We start from the raw sequence: 22357 nt of genomic DNA, 5'->3' as shown, positions 1-22357 counted from the left end.
AATGGCCCCAATATTATCTATTATTGCCAATTAATTTAGCTCTCCATTCGATCCCACCATTATAAACAACACTTTGAATCTCTCCAAGTAAATCAGTTCGCATAACTTGTGTATGCTGAGCAGTCAAAATCTCGATCGTTTCACTCGATGGATGTCTATAAATGTTGTTAACTCCAACCGAGATCACCCCAATCTTAGGCTTCCACCATCTTAACCATGCTTCAGTGGTTGATGTTTTGGATCCGTGATGCGCTACTTTAAGCACATCTAAAGACGAGAAAGAAGGTAAGTCTGTATCAGCTAGTATGAAAGCTTCAGTTGACTTGCCAATATCGCCAGTGAAAAGAAATTTAGCCCCATTCATTTCGAGCAAGAAAACGATCGAGCTTTCATTTTGATCCTTCTCAAACTTAATCTCAGCAGATTTCTTCTTCGGATATAGGATCGTTATTGTAGTATTATCATCAATCTGAAGGATCTGACCACTCTCAGCTGCGTACAATGGAATTCCTTTATCAAGTGCATTTTGAAACAACTGCGTATTACTCGCAGTTTGTTTGAAGGTACCATTGAATAAGAAGCTGCGAACAGGTATTTCATCAATAATTGCCTTGAGTCCACCACTATGATCCTCATCCTGATGGGTCAGAATAAGTGTGTCAATTAGATGCACTCCTCGTTTCTTAAGCAGTGGGACAACTAACTTACGCCCAACATCATATGGATCTTGTCTGATACGCCATTCATCGCCAGGCTTACTGAAGCGGACCGTTCCACCCCCATCGACAAGTATATGCTTACCAGTCGGCGTTCGAATTAAAATCGCATCCCCCTGACCTACATCCAGAAACTGAACGGAGCCATAAGAACTCCATCTATCCGGAGTATAACCGACATAGAGTAGTAACGTAAAGGATAATAATGTAAGAAATAGACCGGATATACCTAATAATTGAAATCGTTTGGCTGTCCCCATTGTAATAATGACTATACCCGGGTCTTGATTACGACTATAAGACCGAATCGCTACAGCAAATACGTACATTAGGATCAATAGTCCAAAATAAATCCCTATCCATAATAGTGACGGTGAAGGCCAAATAAGCAATCCTTTCCATTGCTCCATCCATTCCATAAGATAGAACGAACCTGCATTGAACCAGCCAACAACTTCACCAATCCATCGTCCAAGTGGCAACCAAATAAACCCTAACGTTAAAGCAAGTAACCCTAAGGGATATACCAGCATTGAAAAAACAGGAATCAGCAGCATATTGGCTATTGGAGAGAGCATGGAATATTGATTAAAATAATAAATAGATAATGGAAAAGATACGAGCTGCGATACGATAGTTACGGATATTGTACTGCTTAACCACGGTTTAAGCATTGGTAAGAAGGCTGTCAAGCGGGGCACAGCCCATATGAGACCAGCTGTGACGATAAATGAAAGCTGAAACGATATGCTATGGATGTAATATGGCTTCCATATTAGAAGAGCAACTGCCACGATACAAAGGATGTAGAGCACATCCTTCCCCCATCTTTGACGAGTAGCCCACAAAGCCAGCATTGCCATCACACCAGCTCGAACTATTGAAGGAGATGCTCCGGTAAGTAAGATGTAGATAGGCAAACAACAGATGGAAACAAGTAAATAAGTTTCCCTTGTTAGGCGAAACCGCTTCATAATCCAGACCAAAGCGCCGATAAACACGGTCACATTGAGCCCGCTAATCGCGATAATGTGCGTCAGTCCGAGCGCGGAGAATTGGGCGAAGCGTTCGGGATCGAGCTCATCGCTCATACCGATGAGCATGCCTTTCATGAACGGGGCATACTCCGCAGGAAAGACCCGATCTATTCGCGCAGCCAGCGAAGCGCGAAGCTCATCCGTCCAGCGAAGCAGCTGGACGGGGCTAAGCTGAAAGGGAATGGATTCATGCCTTGCGGAGTCCATTCCCTTCGCTGTGAGCAGCCAGTGGATACGCTGCTCATACAAGTAATTTCGATAATCGAAGCCACCGAAATTACGAGCAGGCGACGGCCGCTCTAAGGTGGATCTGAGCGTTAGACGGTCTCCGCGTATCCAATCATTAGAAACACGCTGCTCTGCCTGCTTCAGTAGTCGAATAGACACTTGCATCCGCTCATTAAGCTTCTGGATTTCGCCCTCAGCAGGTAGCAAGTGCTCTACAGTGAGTTCAAATGAGGCACGGTCACCATCAACCTCAACAGGTGATGTAATCACACCTTGAACGACTATCTCACTGCCTTCCCAGCCTTGATTAGCTGCTATCTGTTCGATCTCAGATATATTGGTAGCATTATTACCACCGTAATAGCCCATTGCTATACCGATAAGCAGCACCAGACTAATCATCCCTCGTCTTGGTACCCGAAGGGCATATGCGGCTATCATACACAAAGTCATTATTCCAGAAGTTATGTAATTCATTAGGCTCCATTGAAAATAAATCTGCATGCCAAAGCCGAGCACCCATGCTGCAGCAACCCATATCGCTTTACCGCTCATTCTACTCCTCCCAAATATCCCAAAAGATTCACTATGAAGAAACGATTTTAACCTCAATTTACTTATAGGACGGATACGTTTCCGTTCTAAATTTTTCTAGGTTCTTTCTAAATAAAATCAAAAAAACACCTCGTTTACATAACAGCGATAAATTGCTGCTACTGCAAACGAGGTGCTTCCTCTTTAAAAAGTAATTAATTGTTTGTTAATTCGTAACTTCCATTACCGTACCAATCGGCGGATCATACGATGTAATATGCGTGAAACGAATCCCGCGTCTGTCCATTAAATCAATTACTTTATCGCTATCCTTCGGGTAAGCCCTATGATAAACGATTTCAATAACACCTGAATTAGCAAGCATATTAGCACAGGTCCAGCATGGCTGATCCGTCACGTAAACTACAGAACCTTCCCTGTCGTCACGATCTGTAAACAAGAGTAAATTCTGCTCAGCATGAATCGTGCGAATGCATCTTTGTTTACGTTCCATCTGCTCACTGCCGTCCTCAAGAATATGAACTTCATATTCTTCAACAAGCATACATCCTGCTTCCGTACAATCAGGAACGCCCATCGGTGCTCCGTTATAAGCTGTGCCTAACAACTTTTTGCCCTTAACAAGTACCGCTCCTACATGTCTTCTATTACACTGGGAACGTGTCGCTGCCATATAGGCAATATCCATGAAGTATGTATCCCAATCCTTGCGAGCTGACATAACAGTATCACCTATCCTATCTCATTTGGTTCATAATCATATTCTCTCATATTTTATAACGGCTAGAAAGTAGTTCACCCGATCTACTTAACTACTAGCATCTTAACTACTAGCTACATAAACAAGTGAACGAAGCTTCTCCAAGATCTTAGGTCCGATACCTTTTACATTCGTTAATTCATCAATTGAATTAAATCGTTTATTCGCATCACGATACTTCACAATTTCCTTCGCTTTACTTGGCCCAATTCCAGGCAACTCATCAAACTGCTCAGCAGTGGCAGTATTGATATCAAGCTTGTCCGCACTCGATGGCACTTGTCCTTTCGATGCTTGAATAGGAGCTTCACTCGATGTTCCGCTCTGGATTCCACTCGAAGCTGGACTCGGGGCAGTGCTTGATACTGAGCTCTGATCTGAGGTCGACATATTACTTGATGTATTACTCGATGTAGCATTTGGGTTGATCGGAGTATTGACTGGGGCATCACTAGGTTTAATTGTTGCCTCAGACTGAGTTGTTGTCTTTTTCCCTTGACTCGCCTTATCTTGTGACTGCTGATTCAGTAGTTGTTCCATGGAAGCATTGAGTTCAGTTATGCTTTGACCTACTGGATTTGTCCGACTAAATACAATCATTAATACAAGAACTACAACAAGTATGACTCCTGCCAAACCTATGTAAAGTATTAACCTATTACGTACTTGAAACAATGACATACCTCCCAATTATGATCAATATGGACAGCATTAATTAGTTTATACATGACAGCAGATGAATTTAAAGCATGTTGACATACTCCTATTCATATACATTACAAAGCGCAAAGTGCTAAGAAGAATCAGCGTGGCGTCGAGAGCAAAGTTAGGCTCTTAAACTGTTTAACAAAAACAGATTATTATGAAAGTTCCAAAAGCAGGAGGGGATCTTGATGAAAGTAGGATTCATCGGAACTGGTAGTATGGGTAGCATCTTGATTGATGCATTCATTCATTCTGGTGCACTTCAACCTGCACAAATTGTCGCTAGTAATCGTTCAATTTATAAAGTAGAACAGCTTGCTGACAAATACCCTGGTCTCGAAGTTGCTAAATCCAATATTGAAGTAATATTAAAATGTGATTATATTTTCCTATGCGTTAAGCCAGGTGAATTCAAAAAAGTAATAGACGAAATTGGCAAAATTACGCTTGAATCGCAGATCATCATATCGATAACATCAGCTGTATTAATAGAACATTTGGATGAGTGGTTACCATGTAAAGTTGCCAAGGTAATTCCAAGCATTACAAATTATGTACTTAGTGGAGCAACTTTGTGCATGTATAATGATCGAATGCTAGAAGCGGATATACAAGAATTGGAATCATTGCTTGCTTATATTTCAAAGCCAATGCGTGTGGAAGAGGCGTATACCCGAATTTGTTCGGATATTTCAAGCTGCGGACCTGCATTTATGGCTTTTTTCCTGCAAAAATTCATTGATGCTGCAGTTGAAAAAACCGGTATAGCGAGAGAAACGGCTACAGAATTAGCTACGGAGATGTTGTATGGGACCGGTAAATTACTTACAAACGGCGGAATGGATCCGACTACGCTACAAAAGCGTGTATCCGTTCCTGGAGGAATTACAGCTGAAGGATTACGCATGATGGAGAACGAACTAGATGGAATGTTCATCCAGCTCGTTCATACCACACATGCGAAATATGAGGAAGATTTAGCCAAGGTAGATTCCTTATTTACTACTTAAAGGATTACTTAGTTAGCCACAATATTAACAAGCTTACCTTTAACGACGATTTCTTTACGGATCGTTTTGCCAGTGATTGCTTCTTTAACTTTATCCAAGTTATGAGCAAGCTCTTGCATTGCCGCTTCACTCATATCAATAGCAATCTTCACGCGTTCTACAATCTTACCATTGACTTGAACTATGATCTCAACTTCATTATCAACCGTGAATGCTTCGTCGTACGTCGGCCAAGCTTCGTAAGTGATGGATTCTGCACCACCAAGCTTCTCCCATAGCTCTTCTGCAAGATGAGGAGCGATTGGGGAAAGCATTTGGACAAACTGCTTCATAGCTGTAAGTGGCAATTGCTCTGTCTTGTATGCTTCATTAACGAAAATCATTAATTGTGAAATCGTTGTGTTAAACCGGAGAGCTTCATAGTCTTCGGTTACTTTCTTGATTGTACGGTGTAACACACGCTTGAATTGATCGCCGCCTGCATTCTCATCATCCACGATCTTCGAATTCAATTTGCCAGTAGATTCATCCACCAATAGACGCCAAATACGTGCAAGGAAACGATAAGCACCTTCTACACCGTTGGTGTTCCAAGGTTTAGTTGCTTCTAAAGGACCCATGAACATTTCGTATAGACGAAGTGTATCTGCACCGTACTCATTCACAATCTCATCCGGATTAATAACATTACCGCGTGACTTACTCATTTTCTCCATATTCTCACCAAGAATCATTCCTTGATTGACCAATTTATGGAATGGTTCCTTAGTAGAGACGTAGCCAAGATCATATAGAACCTTGTGCCAGAAGCGAGCATAAAGTAAATGCAATACAGCATGTTCAGCGCCACCGATGTATAAGTCAACTGGCAACCATTTCTTCTGCAGCTCAAGTGAGCATAGAGCATCAGAATTATGCGGATCGATAAATCTTAAGAAATACCAACAGCTTCCTGCCCACTGTGGCATTGTGTTCGTCTCACGGCGAGCTTTCATGCCTGTTTCTGGATCAATCGTATTGACCCACTCATCTACATTCGCAAGTGGAGATTCACCAGTACCTGATGGTGTAATCGATTCAACCTCTGGCAATAGAAGAGGAAGCTGATCCACTGGTACAGGCTTCATCGTTCCATCTTCTAAATGAAGAATTGGAATCGGCTCACCCCAATAACGTTGACGTGAGAATAACCAATCACGCAAGCGATAAGTGATCTTACCCTGTCCTTTGCCTTCTTTTTCTAGCCATTCAATCATAGCTGCAATAGCTGCTTCATTGCCAAGACCATTAAGCATACCAGAATTCACATGCTCGCCATCGCCAGCGTATGGTTCTTCTTCAATGTTCCCGCCTTTAACAACCTCAATAATTTTAATGCCGAATTGCTTAGCGAACTCAAAGTCACGTTCATCATGGCCTGGAACCGCCATAATAGCACCTGTTCCATAACCAGCAAGCACATAGTCAGCAATCCAGATTGGCGTCTTCTCGCCGTTAACCGGGTTGATTGCATAAGCGCCAGTGAATACACCCGTCTTATCTTTGGCAAGATCTGTACGTTCAAGGTCGCTTTTGTGACTTGCTTTCTCTTGATATTGTTTAACCGCTTCAGACTGCTCAGCAGTTGTAATCTTCGCAACAAGCGGATGCTCTGGTGCAAGTACACAATAGGTTGCACCAAACAAGGTATCTGGTCTAGTCGTAAACACTACGAGTTCATCACCTGGATAACCATCGATTGCAAATCGAACTTCTGCACCTTTGGATTTACCAATCCAGTTGCGCTGCATGTCTTTAATACTCTCGGACCAATCCAGCTCTTCCAAATCTTCAAGCAAGCGTTCCGCATACTCAGTAATTCTAAGTACCCATTGACGCATTGGCTTGCGCACAACAGGGTGGTTACCACGTTCACTTAGGCCATCAATAACTTCTTCATTTGATAACACTGTACCAAGAGCAGGGCACCAGTTAACATTAACTTCATCTACGTATGCAAGGCCTTTGTTATATAGTTGGATGAAAATCCACTGTGTCCATTTGTAATATTCAGGATCTGTCGTAGAAATTTCGCGATCCCAATCGTATGAGAAGCCGAGTGATTTAATTTGACGACGGAAATTATCAATATTAGATATTGTAAATTCACGAGGATGTTTACCTGTTTGAATGGCATACTGTTCCGCAGGCAATCCGAATGCATCCCATCCCATAGGATGAAGCACATTATATCCACGCATACGCTTGTAACGAGATACGATATCCGTAGCGGTGTATCCTTCTGGATGACCTACGTGTAGTCCTGCACCTGATGGATATGGGAACATATCTAGTGCATAAAACTTAGGTTTACTTTCGTCATCTTGAACTTTAAATGTCTTATGTTGATCCCAATATTTCTGCCATTTTGGCTCAGACCCAATTGGATTATAGCCATGCTGTTCTCTTTCTTGCATATGTTCATTCCTCCTACAAGCTTTCATATTCGCCAAAAAACCTCCCGTCTCTAGCTTTACGCTAGGGACGAGAGGTTAAATTCCCGTGGTACCACCCTAGTTAACACACGGCATTCTTTGCCAGTGTTCACTCATTTCCCTTAACGCGGGATATACGATCAGGCTATGCTTAACTTCTGCAATCACCGTCTTGACTCCAAGGGCGAGTTCACATGTATCGTCTATTGGCTTGCACCAAACCGCCAACTCTCTGTTAAAGACGAAATCTTGCTACTATTCCTCATCTTAGTCTAATTGAATATAATTTTATATTTGATTATATGTAAAATATGCGTAAAATGTCAAGTCATTTACGCTTTACGAGCAACAAAGAAGATCCGATTGGAATCCTTATTCGGCGATTCCTGTTCGAAATCTGCGGATATCTGGATATCGATAAATCCAGTACGCTTTAACTGAGCCTCTAACCAGTCTATCACGTAAGCCCGCTGTATATGCTGCTCCTCGATTTTCTGATAATCACCATTAGCTTGCTTCAGAAAAATAGACAGGTTATGCTCGATTATCATTCGATCCTCGTCAAGTTCAGAGGTCCAGATGTAAGAAACGTCTTCTTCATCTAACATGAATGGTTGCTCAGCCGCGTAAGTACTTAGGACATGTGGAGCATGAACATCGAACATAAATAATCCTCCACTAACAAGCCCTTGATACACCTGCTGAAAAGCTGCTTCAATCTCCTGCTCCTCTAATAAATAATTCATGCAATCACAGAAGGATACAGCTAAATCAACAGGTGCGGGTAATAGCCAGTCCCTTAGATCTCCTTGAATCCACATCATGCTACCGCCTGCTGGGAATCTAAGTGCTTCAGCTTTATCGCGTGCGATGGCAAGCATATCATCAGAAAGATCAATCCCATACACTCTAAGCCCTTCTTGTGCGAGAGGTATTGCAATCGCACCTGTTCCACAGCCTAAATCAGCAACCGTCTTAGGAATTACTGAATAGTCGCGGCAGCGATCCTGCATCCACTTGATCCACTCCGAATAAGGCATATCAGACATAAGACGATCATAAGCGTAAGCAAACTGTTCGTAAGACATGTATTCCCCACTTCTTTCACCAAAGCTAGTCTTTCTTAACCTCTTGTTGTTCGCCTTCACTAGTTCCCTTACCAGCTAAGTAAGTCCAATTGCCACGTTGCTCGATTAGGCCATCCTTCATTAGCTTGCCAAGTGCACGCTTAAAAGCAGACTTGCTTAGTCCAAAGCGGTTTTGGATAATATCAGCTGGTGTTGAATCTGAGTATGGCATTCCGCCATCAGGGCGATCTTTAAGCAGCTCCATAATCACATCTGCATCCTCAAGCCGGCCAACTTGCTTCAATTGTCGCATCGACAAATTCACGCGGCCATCTTCTTCTCGAACAAATGCAATACGTGCTTTAACCGTTTCACCTTGACGTAGAGGTCTAACACGCTCTGCAGCAGGGATAAGACCAATAAAACCAAAGCCTAATACACCTGCATCACAAACTACGAATGCACCCATCTGTAACGGCTTGTACACCGTAACGTCAATCCACTGATTTTTCCATGATTCGGGTGCTCTTACGCATCGTGCAGCAAGCTCTTCTTCTCTTGCAGCTCTTGCGATCAACCTACCCGATTTATCGGTATTCATCGTTACGAATACACGGTCACCTATTACCGGACGAAGTTCCTTGTTCTCGGACAATTCACGTGTAGGTAGTAGCAGATTGCGGCCTAGTCCCATCTCGAGGAAAACCCCTAATCTTGGATGCGTATCTACAACCTCTAATTGAGCTAGTTCACCAAGCTGTAGTAACGGGCGTTTCATTGTTGCCATCATTCGATCATACGTATCATGATAAATAAATGCGTCCACATGATCGCCAGGCTTAATTTTGCCAACCACTTCACTATAATGAAGCAGTACATCGTCCACACCATTACTCAAAAAATATCCATTTGGCGGCACTTCACGAGCCACTTCGAGTGTAACGATCGTACCTGCCTGATAGCTATTAGATTCTATCCAATCACTTGGCTCCTCACGATACTGCGGGCGTCCATTATCACGCTTCTCGTAGGAATTGGAATTCGAATTAGAGTAATTACGATTACCCCTATCATTCGTATTCTCTTTGCGATAATTATTATTACGATAAGCACCCTGCTGCTCGCTACGATCACTTACCTCAATTTCTCTGCTAAAACCACTCGACTTCCGACGTTCTCCAGTTCCTTGCGAATTACCATTATCTTCTCTCATATATGCTCCACTTGTTTGGCATCTGACCAAATCCGTTCAATATTGTAATACTCGCGATCATCGCGATGAAACACATGAAGAACAACATCGCCAAGATCAAGAAGTACCCATCTTGACGTATCGAACCCTTCCAAGCCGCGAACATTCACCTGATGTTCATGCGCTTTCTTACGAGCTTCTGTAACAATCGCTTGGACCTGCGTTTCTGAATTACCGTGACAGATGATAAAATAATCTGCTACACCTGAAACCTCTGATACATCCAAAGTTACAACCTCATAAGCCTTCTTATCTTCAACTGCATTAACAATTAAATTCATAATTGCTTTTGGAGTAAGACTCATTTAATTACCTCCCACTTGATTGGACTTCATTTCTGTGATTAAACCATTCCGAGTTAACACAGTTAACGGATAAATGATTTGCCCTTTTTCCATCAAGAATTTAATGGTTCCATCGAAACCAGCTATTAAAGCTTCTTCTAAGCTGTGTTCCGCTAATTCACGCATTTGAGTAACCCCTGGAAAATCACGACCAGGTTCAATATAATCAGCAAGGCACACCACTTTATCAAGAAGCGTCATATGTTCACGACCTGAAGTATGATAACGAATCGCATCCAGAATCTCTTCATCCTCGATTCCACAGTCCCGGTTAGCTATATAGGCACCAGCATGAGCATGCCATAGAGGTTTATCATAAGACAATACTTCAAGCCCGAGACCACTTTCACGGATTGCTTCTGCCTGGCGATCAACAGGCCAGTGCTTACACATATCATGTAAGGTTGCTGCAATGATCGCTTTCTCCACATCGGCACTATATTGCAAGGCTAATTTCTCTGCGGTTCCCATAACGCCAGCAGTGTGAGCCCAGCGTTTATCAGACATCTGCTCCTTGACTAAAGCTATCATATCTTCATGCTTCATATAGTTTTCTCTCCCGAATATAAGCTTCCACTAAATTAGGTACACAATAACGAATAGACAATCCCTTATGGCATCTATCCCGAATATAAGTGGATGAAATATCAAATGAAGGCATTTCGGTCATTGTAACAACATGTGCAATATAGTCTGGCAGACTAGCTAGATCGACCGTATAGCCTGGCCTGTGTAAGCCAATAAATCGAACCAAATGAACTAATTCCTCAATCCGAACCCAGTTAGGTAAATATTGCACCATATCCCCACCGATAATGTAAGAGAACGTATGCTGCGGATATTGATCATATAAATCTGTCATCGTTTCGATGCTATAGGATACGCCACCTTTACGCAGCTCGTAATCAAAGGGGTGGAAAAATGGGTTGTCTTCAACGGCCAATCGGACCATGTTCATGCGATCGTCAGGAGTAGCTTCTGGGGCATTCGACTTATGCGGTGGGACAAACGTTGGCATGAACCATACCTCATCAAGCTGCTGGCTTGTTCTTACACTTTCTGCTGCTATTAAATGTCCACTATGAATGGGGTCAAAGGTTCCTCCCATAATACCAATCCGCATAAGTCACCTCCTCCACACAGGTCTTGCTTACTCATAAACTCTAATTGATCATGCTTAAATTATTTATTCCCTTTAGGCAATTCAATACGCTTATGATCCTTTGATTCTTTGTATAACACGATTGTTTTACCAATAATCTGTACAAGCTCCGCACCTGCACCTTGAGCAATTGCATTAGCAACCTCATCACGGTCATCTGAATTATTATTCAGAATAGATACTTTGATTAATTCACGTGTTTCGATCGCTTCTACGACGTGCTGGATCAGGTGATCATTGACGCCACCCTTGCCTACTTGAAAAATTGGTGTTAAATGATGCGCCTCTGCGCGTAAAAATCTTTTTTGCTTGCCTGTTAACATTATTAATCCAACCTCAATTCTAATTTCTAATATAAAACGAATCAATTTCATAATACCTTTAGCTGCTTCAATCAGGGCTATATATAGATCAAAACGCTTTAATTTGTCTATATATAGTTTTAATTTAATTATTTTAATGAGTTATGAAATTGATTCAAATAGCTATTGATTTAATGATTCAAGAACAACTTCTCGCATCGCTTCAATCGGAGCAGGCTGGCCCGTCCAGAGCTCGAACGCATAAGCTCCTTGATAGATAAACATGCCAAGACCGCTATGTGCAATTGCTCCTATACTCTCCGCATCATGGAGCAGCTTGGTCACCCGCGGATTATAGATCAGATCGCTCACTACGAGGCGATCATGAAGCAGCTCCGCGGGGAACGGGGTTTCGTCGATATTAGGCGACATGCCAACAGAAGTCGTGTTAACGACGATTGTTACCTCTTGCATAATATCCCCTATATCCGCGGTTCTAAGCCCAACCGCGGATGTATACTCGCCAATCAGATCGGCGAGTTCCACCGCACGCTCCAGCGTGCGGTTAGCGATGTAAATGCGCTCTGCGCCCTCACGGGCAAGCGCATAAGCAACACCTCGGGCAGCTCCGCCAGCCCCGAGCATGAGTACACGGGCGCCTGCAAGGCTGACGCCCGTCTCACTCTTCAGGGATCGTACGTAGCCGATCCCGTCGGTGTTGTAGCCGATGAGTCTGCCGCCCTCGTTAACAATCGTGTTAACAGCACCGGCTATGCGAGCTCCCTCATCGACCAGGTCCAAGTACTGCATGACTTCGATCTTATGAGGTATCGTCACATTGACGCCTCCGAGTCCTAGCGCTCGTATGCCTTGTACCGCCGCACCAAGATCCTGCGGTGCCACATGAAAAGCTGCATATGCAGCATTTATCCCCGCTTCGCGGAATGCTCTCCCAAGCATGATGGGCGAGCGGGAGTGACGAATGGGATCACCCAGTACACCATACATGATGGTATGACTGTTGATCCCTAAGCTACTTGTTTGATGGACCATCTCGATTCCCCCGATATCGTTCCTTAAGCATACCACATTTTGATTAAATTAAGCTTTCCCTCACAACAACCTTAATTCCTTTGGGCGCATACGCTGTGATTTCAGCACCCATATCACTGTTAACTTTGATCCAGCCAAGTCCGGATATCACAATATCCTGATGCTTGCCTCGTGGAATCGTGAAGGAGTGTTTAACAAGTGGTGGCAGCTTATCAACATCTTCTACAACTGGAGGTGCAAGCAATTCACCCTTATGTGATGCATAAAGCTCATCCGCTTTTTCCAGTTTAGTGCGATGGATTTTGATCGTATTCGACGTATAACAAGTGAAAGATTGACGTTCACCATGAACGAAATCTAGACGTGCCAATGCCCCAAAGAACAATGTCTGCTGCTCATTCAACTGAAATACCATCGGCTTGATCGGTACACCAGGCATAACCTTAGTCAAATCCTTACGTGTTACAATCTCGGTTAGACGATGATTATATACAATCCCTGGTGTATCAATGATGAACCTACCATCATCCAGTGGGATTTTGACAATATCAAGTGTTGTACCTGGATAATGAGAAGTCGTAAGTTCAGACTCCAAATCACTAAAGTCTGCGATCAATCGATTAATCAGCGTTGATTTACCAACATTCGTTGCTCCAACGACGTAAACATCATTTTTGCCGCGATGGTCTGCAATACTACTAATCACACGATCAAAGCCCATGTTCTTTTTGGCTGAGCATAGCACTACGTCAACCACTTTAAGTCCCCATTGCTTGGCTTGTCTTTGCACCCAGTTAATAATCTTATTATAGTTCGTTACTTTGGGCAGTAAATCGATTTTATTGACGACGAGCAGAATTGGATTATTCCCCACAAACCGCTGTAATCCCGAAATCATACTACCTTCAAAATCGAACAAATCAACAATATTTACAACAAGTGCCTTCGTATCCCCAACATGACCTAGCAGCTTGAGAAAGTCATCCTGATTTAGTGTAATTGAGCTCGCTTCATTGTAATGTTTAATTCGAAAACATCGTTGACAAATAACCGGTTCTTTGAGCAAGCTTTGCTGAGGTACATAACCTAACTTACCTGTATCCTCCATCTGTAGCTTGACTCCGCAACCAGCACAATTCAATATTTCTTCTGTATGCATATACCCTCCTGTGTCGACTTTCTTGATTGATTTAATTACGTTTGTTTTTGGAGAAGAATTGTACAACCTTTTCGAGAGGGCGATTGATGAGTCTCGTACCGATTCCTTCGTTATGTATGGCAATCGGACTAACGAGAATGGTATGTAGTCCCATACGATTACCGCCAAAAACATCTGTCATCAGTTGGTCGCCAATGACCACTGTATGCTCTGGTTTTGTCTTCAAAACACTCAATGCCTTATGAAAAGGTGTGCTCATTGGCTTACGCGCAGCGTGGATGAATGGTATGTTTAATGGATCTGCAAATTTGGAAACCCTGTTATGATTATTATTTGAGACAATTACTACACTAAAGCCCTTATCCCGCACCTGATCAACCCATTCAATAAGCTCAGGTGTTGCAAGAGGTTCTTTGGCCCCAACTAACGTATTGTCAAGATCCGTTATAATACCACGAAACCCTCTCGTCCATAGATCTTCCATATCGATATCATACACAGTCCGAACCGACTGATTCGGTTCAAATTTCTTTAACATTGATTCAACTCCAATTGTTATTGTTCCGATGCAAAACTCTCTTCACCAGCACAGTCTTGTTTGGTGGACCTATTCTATAGGGAACTATACCATACTTGGACTTTTTCTTGCAAAGCAAGAAAAACACCTTCACTATTGTAGCAAACATATGTAGAGGCTCAAGCAGAAAGAAGCGTGATGTGATATTAATTCCTTCACACAAACAAAAGACCTCTTAGCACCACTTTGATAAGAGCGGTGCTGAGAGGTACTCTTGCCATACAGACTTAATTCTTAGTTACTTCATCGCAATCTTAAGCATACGAATGGTTTGGTTAGCTTCAGACCATTCCTCTTGCGTCAACTTGATTCCACTGTAATGCGCTCGTTCATAAATTCGCAGTAATGTTTCAAGCTCTCGTTCTAGCCATACGCTAGTTATCATCCAGCGCGTTAAGGTTTCACGCATCGTTGTTTCCTGTTCAAGTCGCATAAATCCTTTGCGATTCGCATATTGAAGCCATCTGTAGACATCATTTAATACCAATTGATTGTAATTACCTGCATAACGTGTACGTTGTAATAGGATAGGAATATGTCTCCAAGGTATATACTTATATAAAATAAATAAGACTAATGCTGCCAATATCGCAATCGCAAGGATGAAACCCCAAGTTCTCAAATTCCAGTTAAACTCAGATGATTCATCTATGGTTTCTATTTCAGCCAATTCAGGTGTATTCGTCGGTTCGTATCCCTCCATATCATAGATGGCCGGCATCGCGAAGCCAGCCGTAGGTTCAAATGGAAGCCAGCCCCACCCAGGAAAGTATACTTCTACCCAAGAATGAGCATCGGAATTACGAACGATATATTCGTCATCTTCCGTTGATCTCTGCATCGCACTGCGATAACCACCGCGCTCCATCATTTCTTCTAATAAGGAAGATCCAGCAGAGAAGCCTTTGACCCATCTTGCCGGCATACCGATTGAACGAGTAAGCATAACCATTGCAGTTGAGAAATAGTCACAATAACCTTCTTTGGTCTCAAATAAGAATTGATCAACAAAATCCTTACTGCTACCTGTAGCGGGTTCATTCGTGTATTGAAAATTCCCAGCAAGGTATTGCTCGATATTTTTCACCTTATCATATGGAGTAGCAGAATTACTTGTCACTACTTGAGCAAGTTCAGATACTCGTGCTGGCATCGTTTCAGGAATTTGTAAATAAGAACTCCACTCTTCCACATTAATATCTTCTAGCTTTATCGTTCTTAATGCCTCTATATCAATGACAGGAACCTCTGAAATCATTGTATAAACTTCAGGATAATTAGTACTTCCTCTGAAATTGATTACAGCATCAGGAGGTGACCAGCTTAATTTACTGGTTACACTTGAAGAATTATTAACATTATTGAGTTGTTTAATTTCTTTGGCTCCAAATAAGACTGGATACGCCTCTTCTCTCTCCATCGTGACTGTGTACTCCATATTTTTCATGATCGCTTTAGATGTATCTACCTTAGGATCACGCTCTAGGGGCTTATTTAAACCAACTACAGTCCTTTGAGTCAGCTCTTCAGGCCCTTTCTCCCAACCACTACCCGTATAGACACTTCGTGACTCTCCTCTCCAGTAACTCCGATCACTTGTACTAACCCTCATAACCGTTCGATAATTATACTTAAAACCTCCACCAAGCAGGCTATCATCACGACTATAACCCGATTCCACTGACTCTTCCGGTTGATTAATAGAGATAATACCCGCTTCGTCTGTGGTGAATCTCATGACTTGCTCACCGTTATAGTTCTTCCAAGCCGTGTACGGGTCCGTTAGTAGTGGGCGAATGGGTGGTGTGTACTGCACAATGGAATAAAATATAAAGGCAAACAATACGATTGGAATCAGAATTGGAAACGGCTTGCGTGATAGCTTATGCCATGCATCTGGAGAAGCCTTACGGATCTGGAGCATATTATTAATGACGACAATCATGCTACTACAGAACAAAATGACCGCTATTTCTTTCCATAGGGCAAGATTCGAGAAAGAGTCCCGAATACAAAATGCAATAATACTGCCAATTAAGCCTAGATACATGAGTGTTCGCTTAGACATGAACCAAACGGTGCACGAAAACACAACCCAAGTGCCTAATGAAAACCATAGATAGGGTAGTAATTGCCTCAGGTTATTATCTACAAAAGGTAATAGCTGTGACCATTTCCAGGCTAGAAGCGGTACAAATTGATAATTCAAAAACCAGCCAGTTAAAATGAAAACAACAATTAATTGGATAATACTTCGTGCGATAACGGGTAGCTTAGGTATAAAATAAATGAATCCCACTACGAGTAACGTAAGTTTAATTAAACTTGCCGTCTCTGTTTTCCATACCACTTCTTCCTGAATCATCCAGCTTACATACTGCATGAGAAAAACTCCAACTAACACTGCCATAGCTCTAAGTAAAAAATCCTGACCAATTAACCAAGATAGTATACCCTTACGCGCTTTAGTCATTTGTTTTCGCTCCTTCCAGAACGGCAGGAAGTTTAGACAATTCGGAAACAACATAACCCATCATGCCTTCAGCGTGTAAAAATCTAAGCCAGTCCTCATGCTTATTCTTAAGTGTTGCTACAGGTGAATCAATCAGCATGTGGGAGCCTTTCATGCCATTACGTTTTAGCCAGCTAATACATTGTGCTATATCCGTGCCCTGCTTAGGTGATACGAAGATAAAGAAGCTTCCACCTATAAACTGATTAGTCGTAGTAGTTAAGGATTGCTCTAGTGTGTAGAATCCATCTGCCTCCGTATCCACTAAATGCGTCATCATTTCCTCAAAATTATCATTATAAATTCCACCATTAAATAGCTTTGACTCCTGCCCTACAGACAATAATCCCATTGGTAAGCGTTGATCAAATCCAAACCTCAATAAGGAGGAGACAACAGATACTGCAAGTTCAAAATGTTCCTGATTGAAATAAACTTGACGATTGCGATCCAATACGATAATGGTTTTGGGTAAGGCTTCGCGTTCAAATTCCTTCGATTTCCAAACCCCTGTTCTTGCTGTGGCATTCCAGTGAATTCGAGATAAACGATCCCCATAAATATATTCTCTTACCCCATTTATTTGTGTTGTTTCTTGATGTGCTAGCGTTGACAAGGTATGATGCTGCATGCCTTTGAACAATTGACGCAGTTGAATAGACTGCCTTAGATCGACCATCTGGGGTAACACGGTTAGAAATTGAGGTACACTCGTCTGCCCCCTATGTTCAATCAAACCGAAAATGTCTGATGTTACAAGCTCTGTCTGCTCAAAATGATAAGTCCCACGCTTTAAGGGAGGTGTGGAGTAAATAAGATCTCCTCTACGTGCCCAATCTAACACGATGGTCCCTTCATTAATCGTGATTTGACCACCATGACGAGTTAACCGTTCCTTTATCTTCACATAAGGAATTGGCCAGAAGCCTGGGACATAGAATACCACCTTAAGCTGTAAGCTTTGACCAGCTGTAAGCCTGTTCCCACCAGCAGCGTTCAGTAATACCCTAGTTCCTTCCACATTCTTAATCCCACTCCATCGTCCAAGAATCAAATAGATACAAATCACACAGACGAATAAAAACATAATTCCTGAAATTCTTCCACCCTGCAGAAGCAAGTAAAATACAGTAGTCATAAAGAGAATACTTAAATACCAAACTGGGCGTGGAATTCGTCTACCGGAAATGGAAGCTTGCTTCTTCATCTTCTTCACATCTCCTATCTTACAGGCGTTCTCACCTGATCCATGATCAATTGCAGTACAGAAGAAAGAGAAGTTCCCTCCAATCTTGCACCATTATGAATAATCATCCGGTGATGCAAAATGTAAGGTGCTAAGTATTTAATATCATCTGGAATGACATACGCTCTTCCAGAGAGGTAGGCATATGCTTGTGAGGCATGGACTAGGGCAAGTGTTGCTCTCGGGCTAGCGCCTAAGTAAATGGCTGGGTGTGAACGTGTAGCTCTTGTTATTGCAGTTAAATAGGAAATAACTGAATTTTCCACGTGTACATTTCTGACCGCTTCCTGCATTTCCATAACCTCTTCAATATTTGCAACTGGAGTTATAGTGTCTAATGGAGAAGTAACCATTTGGGAGGTGACCATTCGGTGCTCCATCTTCTCATCTGGATATCCAAGTGATAGTTTAATCATAAATCGATCTAATTGCGCTTCTGGTAATGTATAGGTTCCTTCAAAATCAATCGGATTCTGAGTAGCTAAGAGTAGAAATGGTTTAGGCAGTTCATAGCCTTCCCCATCAACCGTTATATGCTTCTCCTCCATTGCTTCTAGTAATGCAGACTGTGTTTTCGTTGTTGCCCTATTAATTTCGTCTACTAATAGAATATTAGAAAAGACAGGTCCGGGCCGAAATATAAAAGCCTCGTTCTTAGGATGGTAGATTGATACACCCGTTACATCAGTAGGTAGCAAATCTGGATTACATTGAATACGACGAAACTGTCCTTGAATTGACTTTGCTAGTGCTTTAATGAGAACTGTTTTTCCAGTACCTGGAACATCTTCAATTAGTACATGTCCACCTGCAAGTAAGGCAGTTAACAATAAGTCGATCTCCATTCTTTTGCCGTGAATGCAAGCCTCTAAGTTATTCCTTAGCTTCTCAAGCAGGCTCACATGCGTTTCTACCAATGTTGCCATATTCGGACCTCCGCATCATAAGATTAATTCATTAGCATAACCCTAATCTTATAATACTAGATTTTAGAATATTCATACAATTAAAACTTATTATGAACGATATAAAAAGCCTCTCTGTCTGTTCATATGAACAAAGAAGCTTCTTAATAATGTAAAATTGTGTCTAAGAAGGTAGAATTACCTCTAACCTTTGGGCTTGGCTAACAGTGATGCCAGGAACGAGAAGATGATGGCAGATGAAATCCCTGCACTTGTTATGGTGAAAATCCCCATCAATATCCCGATCCATCCGTGATTCTCAATCTCTGTCAAAGCACCATGAACAAGTGCATTACCAAAGCTCGTGATTGGCACACTAGCTCCAGCACCAGCAAATCGAACTAATGGGTCATATAAACCGACACCATCAAGTATGGCCCCGATCACTACTAATGAACTCATCGTATGAGCCGGGGTAAGTTTACCGATATCCATCATCAATTGCCCCACTACACAAATCGCTCCGCCAACTAGAAAAGCCCATATAAATGGTGAAATTTGCGTCCACATAACTTATTTACCTCCGTTCTCAATAGCAACTGCGTGCGCGATGCATGGAATGCTTTCTCCTTGTTGAAAGGAAAGTGGGGAAAGGAGTGCTCCCGTTGCCACCACCAGAATTCGGTTAAGCTCACCATTCCTAAGCTTCTTCATGAGTGTTCCATAGGTTACAACTGCAGAACATCCGCACCCGGAAGCACCTGCTTGCATGCCCTGCTTCTCACGATCGTAAAGCAATAAGCCACAATCCATGTATTGCGTCTGATTAATAGGAAATTTATGTTTGTGAAATAAATCAGTTGCAATATCATATCCAACAGCGGCTAAATCTCCCGTAACAATTAAATCGTAATAACCCGGTTCACGCTTTAAATCTCTGCAATGGGCTTGTATCGTATCTACAGCAGCTGGTGCCATCGCAGCTCCCATATTGTATGGATCCGTGATGCCCATGTCGATTACTCTACCTATAGTTGCCGATGTAACAACAGGTCCTTCTCCATGCTTTCCGAGTATACAAACACCTGCACCGGTAGCTGTCGATTGTGCTGTAGGAGGTTTCTGCGCTCCATATTCAGTTGGATACCGGAACTGCTTTTCAACTGTACAATTATGTGAACAGGTCCCACATAGGACATGCTTAGCCCCTCCACTATTCACAATCATTGCTCCAAGTGCTAATCCTTCCATAGAAGTCGAACAAGCACCAAAGATACCAATGTAAGGGATAGCCAAAGTGCGAGCTGCAAATGAGGACGAAATAATCTGATTAAGCAGATCTCCACCTAAATAAAATTGAACGTCTCCACTTTGTAGTTCTGCTTTCTTGATGGCAAGCTGCGCAGCTTCTTCCATCATCTTTTTTTCTGCTTTCTCCCAGCTCTCTTGCTCTAATCGCAAATCACTGTGCACCACATCAAAATCATTCTGCAAAGGACCTGCCCCTTCATCTGGCCCTACAACTGTGGCTGTAGATTTAATAACAGGTCTATTCTCAAATACCCAGCTTTGATGACCTTTTAGCATATTAGTGACCTCCAGGTGTTCCGAACAGTAACTGACAAATACCTACAAAAAATGCAGCTACCGCACCAAATACAATAACTGAACCTGCTAACTTAAACATGTTTCCACCAACACCCAACACCAAACCTTCACTTCGATGTTCTAATGCAGCAGAACACATGGAATTTGCAAATCCTGTTACAGGCACCGCAGTCCCTGCACCCGCCCATTGTGCTATTTTGTCGTACAAGCCTAAGCTTGTTAGTATGACTGAAATCAACACAAGTGCAGCGACCGTTGGATTACTTGCCGTTTCTTTGGTAAAACCAAATACTTTTTCGAACATCACCATTAATGCTTGGCCAATATCACAAATAAATCCCCCCACTAGAAATGCAAATAAACAGTTTCTTAGCACAGGTCTTGGTGGCTCATTCTGCTTGGCTAGTTCTTGATATTGTTGCTGCGTCTTCGTTAATTTGCTTTTTTTACTTGTCATTGCCGAACCTCCATAACATATTCTAATTGCTAAGTATCATCTTCAGAGATTGCACAACTGCTTCCATTTCTTCAGCGCATTTGATATACCTATTCCGGGCATTCATATTTTTAGTGGTTGCAGCGAATAGTTCTAAGTCAACGTGGGCTTTTTGGAGAGTTGCATAGAGTAATGCTTTTGTCTTAGGTACTGGTACAGACAGCCTATCGTCATAAAAATCCACATACATTTGACCGTAAGCATCAAGCTGTGCTAAGTAAACATCTTCATTAGTCAACCCTAGCGTTTCCAATTCGGTTTGTAACCATTCTCTGGTGTATCCCGAACCTTCTAACCCTTCATCGATAATTTCGCTATCCATAATAATTGCAAGTGGTGCTCGTTCGGAGGCTACTTTCATTTTCAAGTCTTTAGGTGTAAGCGGACGATTCTCAGACTTCAGCAGTACGCTTAAGGCACCACTAGATTCAAACACCGCATACTCAACTTCCGTTAGATTAAACACATTTTTAGTCCGCAATTGTTCAAGTAACTCATCGCTCGAAACCCGTTCTTTTTTCAAATTGCCTTCCATAATTTTACCTTCCTTGATTAAAGCTCGCTCTTTCCCTTCAAACGAAAATCGCAATCTCCGATTCTTGAGCACTAGCCATTCTACTGAAAAAGGAATGATAAACCAGACCACCATCGCTCCGAGTCCATGTATATAGTTAGCTTCAATATCAGTTGAAATAAATCCGGCTAAGTCGCCAATCGTAATACCTGTTATGTACTCAAAGAAGGTTAATTGCGAAATTTGTCGTTTACCTAGGATTCGAGTGAAAATAAACATAACCACAATTGCACCGAGAGCTCGTACCATTATGATGTGTAAATGTTCCACATGATCTCCCCTCATTAGCAGTAGTTGCTAAGATTTCTCATCGATTATTATGTGCCAAACTTGGACATGTTATGTGTTGTCAAATTAATTGGAGGTGATTATCCGAATGACCGTTTCATCACAAGTAAAAACAACATTAGCATCCCTTAAGAGCGCCCAAGCATCCTTAGAAACGTTTGCACTTGGCACACAAAACCAACAGGCTAAGCAGTTGTTTGAAACAGCAGCCCAAACAACACAAGGTGTAGTAGACCAGCTTAACTCTCGTGTACAAGAATTAGAACAGGAAGAGCCACAGTATAAAGGTTTTTAAGTTAAAAATAGCTCGGCTAACGATGTTGCCAT

22 protein-coding genes and 1 other annotated feature are annotated in these 22357 nt (G+C 42.2%); of the genes, 2 read left to right on the top strand and 20 right to left on the bottom strand.

Features of this window, described 5'->3' with window-relative positions; genetic code table 11:
• Positions 1–13: 13 nt before the first annotated feature.
• From AC1DOK_RS14605 to AC1DOK_RS14595, 3 genes are all read right to left on the bottom strand, one after another.
• A complete protein-coding gene (locus tag AC1DOK_RS14605; RefSeq protein ID WP_477555025.1) occupies positions 14–2536 on the bottom strand; it encodes a DNA internalization-related competence protein ComEC/Rec2 in 2523 nt (840 codons plus the stop codon).
• 205 nt (positions 2537–2741) lie between these two features.
• Entirely contained in the window at positions 2742–3257 is a 516-nt protein-coding gene (locus AC1DOK_RS14600; RefSeq protein ID WP_477555024.1) for a deoxycytidylate deaminase, read from the bottom strand.
• Positions 3258–3359: 102 nt separating this feature from the next.
• The gene (locus tag AC1DOK_RS14595; protein ID WP_477555023.1) at positions 3360–3971 is read right to left on the bottom strand and encodes a ComEA family DNA-binding protein; all 612 of its coding nucleotides are present in this window, start codon (positions 3969–3971) and stop codon (positions 3360–3362) included.
• A 218-nt stretch (positions 3972–4189) separates the two neighbouring features.
• On the opposite strand from AC1DOK_RS14595, the gene comER reads away from it, so the two are divergent.
• Positions 4190–5011: a late competence protein ComER gene (gene comER, locus AC1DOK_RS14590; RefSeq protein WP_477555022.1), complete on the top strand. Its 822-nt coding sequence runs from the start codon at positions 4190–4192 to the stop codon at positions 5009–5011.
• Positions 5012–5019: 8 nt separating this feature from the next.
• Here the strand turns inward: comER and leuS are convergent, their stop codons facing one another.
• The 17 genes from leuS to AC1DOK_RS14505 form a co-directional block, all read right to left on the bottom strand.
• On the bottom strand, positions 5020–7467 hold the full coding sequence (leuS, locus tag AC1DOK_RS14585; RefSeq protein WP_477555021.1) for a leucine--tRNA ligase: 2448 nt from the start codon (positions 7465–7467) through the stop codon (positions 5020–5022).
• A 60-nt stretch (positions 7468–7527) separates the two neighbouring features.
• Positions 7528–7763 (bottom strand) — a binding site (T-box leader).
• Between the two features lie 54 nt (positions 7764–7817).
• Positions 7818–8573: a class I SAM-dependent DNA methyltransferase gene (locus tag AC1DOK_RS14580; protein WP_477555020.1), complete on the bottom strand. Its 756-nt coding sequence runs from the start codon at positions 8571–8573 to the stop codon at positions 7818–7820.
• A 25-nt stretch (positions 8574–8598) separates the two neighbouring features.
• Positions 8599–9528, bottom strand: a complete 930-nt coding sequence (locus AC1DOK_RS14575; protein ID WP_477555120.1) for a CvfB family protein — start codon at positions 9526–9528, stop codon at positions 8599–8601.
• Between the two features lie 233 nt (positions 9529–9761).
• Positions 9762–10109, bottom strand: a complete 348-nt coding sequence (gene rsfS, locus AC1DOK_RS14570) for a ribosome silencing factor (protein ID WP_477555019.1) — start codon at positions 10107–10109, stop codon at positions 9762–9764.
• Entirely contained in the window at positions 10110–10694 is a 585-nt protein-coding gene (yqeK, locus tag AC1DOK_RS14565; protein WP_477555018.1) for a bis(5'-nucleosyl)-tetraphosphatase (symmetrical) YqeK, read from the bottom strand.
• Positions 10684–11271 carry a nicotinate-nucleotide adenylyltransferase gene (locus AC1DOK_RS14560; protein WP_477555017.1) on the bottom strand — a complete coding sequence of 196 codons (588 nt, stop codon included), beginning with the start codon at positions 11269–11271 and terminating at the stop codon, positions 10684–10686. The genes yqeK and AC1DOK_RS14560 overlap by 11 nt, the downstream gene beginning before the upstream one ends.
• A gap of 59 nt (positions 11272–11330) precedes the next feature.
• On the bottom strand, positions 11331–11633 hold the full coding sequence (yhbY, locus tag AC1DOK_RS14555; protein WP_477555119.1) for a ribosome assembly RNA-binding protein YhbY: 303 nt from the start codon (positions 11631–11633) through the stop codon (positions 11331–11333).
• A 162-nt stretch (positions 11634–11795) separates the two neighbouring features.
• Complete coding sequence (locus tag AC1DOK_RS14550) at positions 11796–12665, bottom strand: shikimate dehydrogenase (RefSeq protein WP_477555016.1); 870 nt, start codon at positions 12663–12665, stop codon at positions 11796–11798.
• A 43-nt stretch (positions 12666–12708) separates the two neighbouring features.
• On the bottom strand, positions 12709–13824 hold the full coding sequence (yqeH, locus tag AC1DOK_RS14545; protein ID WP_477555015.1) for a ribosome biogenesis GTPase YqeH: 1116 nt from the start codon (positions 13822–13824) through the stop codon (positions 12709–12711).
• 31 nt (positions 13825–13855) lie between these two features.
• Positions 13856–14362: a YqeG family HAD IIIA-type phosphatase gene (locus AC1DOK_RS14540; protein WP_477555014.1), complete on the bottom strand. Its 507-nt coding sequence runs from the start codon at positions 14360–14362 to the stop codon at positions 13856–13858.
• A 277-nt stretch (positions 14363–14639) separates the two neighbouring features.
• The gene (locus tag AC1DOK_RS14535) at positions 14640–16874 is read right to left on the bottom strand and encodes a DUF4129 domain-containing transglutaminase family protein (RefSeq protein WP_477555013.1); all 2235 of its coding nucleotides are present in this window, start codon (positions 16872–16874) and stop codon (positions 14640–14642) included.
• Complete coding sequence (locus AC1DOK_RS14530; RefSeq protein ID WP_477555012.1) at positions 16867–18120, bottom strand: DUF58 domain-containing protein; 1254 nt, start codon at positions 18118–18120, stop codon at positions 16867–16869. Before AC1DOK_RS14530 ends, AC1DOK_RS14535 begins: the two co-directional genes overlap by 8 nt.
• A 14-nt stretch (positions 18121–18134) precedes the next feature.
• Positions 18135–19085 carry an AAA family ATPase gene (locus AC1DOK_RS14525; RefSeq protein ID WP_477555011.1) on the bottom strand — a complete coding sequence of 317 codons (951 nt, stop codon included), beginning with the start codon at positions 19083–19085 and terminating at the stop codon, positions 18135–18137.
• 183 nt (positions 19086–19268) lie between these two features.
• Positions 19269–19634 (bottom strand): stage V sporulation protein AE, encoded by a 366-nt coding sequence (gene spoVAE, locus AC1DOK_RS14520; RefSeq protein WP_477555010.1) that lies wholly within the window; start codon positions 19632–19634, stop codon positions 19269–19271.
• Positions 19635–19637: 3 nt separating this feature from the next.
• Positions 19638–20651: a stage V sporulation protein AD gene (gene spoVAD, locus AC1DOK_RS14515; protein ID WP_477555009.1), complete on the bottom strand. Its 1014-nt coding sequence runs from the start codon at positions 20649–20651 to the stop codon at positions 19638–19640.
• Position 20652: 1 nt separating this feature from the next.
• Positions 20653–21129: a stage V sporulation protein AC gene (gene spoVAC / locus AC1DOK_RS14510; protein ID WP_477555008.1), complete on the bottom strand. Its 477-nt coding sequence runs from the start codon at positions 21127–21129 to the stop codon at positions 20653–20655.
• Positions 21130–21151: 22 nt separating this feature from the next.
• Positions 21152–22012 (bottom strand): DUF421 domain-containing protein, encoded by an 861-nt coding sequence (locus AC1DOK_RS14505; protein WP_477555007.1) that lies wholly within the window; start codon positions 22010–22012, stop codon positions 21152–21154.
• 106 nt (positions 22013–22118) lie between these two features.
• Here AC1DOK_RS14505 and AC1DOK_RS14500 point away from each other — a divergent pair, with 106 nt between their 5' ends.
• Positions 22119–22325, top strand: coding sequence for a DUF1657 domain-containing protein (locus AC1DOK_RS14500; protein ID WP_477555006.1), 207 nt, complete (start codon positions 22119–22121; stop codon positions 22323–22325).
• Positions 22326–22357: the final 32 nt, after the last annotated feature.

It is taken from the genome of Paenibacillus sp. P5_B5 (assembly GCF_056400365.1).
Note: the sequence above shows the minus strand (reverse complement) of the source record. Positions and strands in the feature narration are given on the sequence as shown.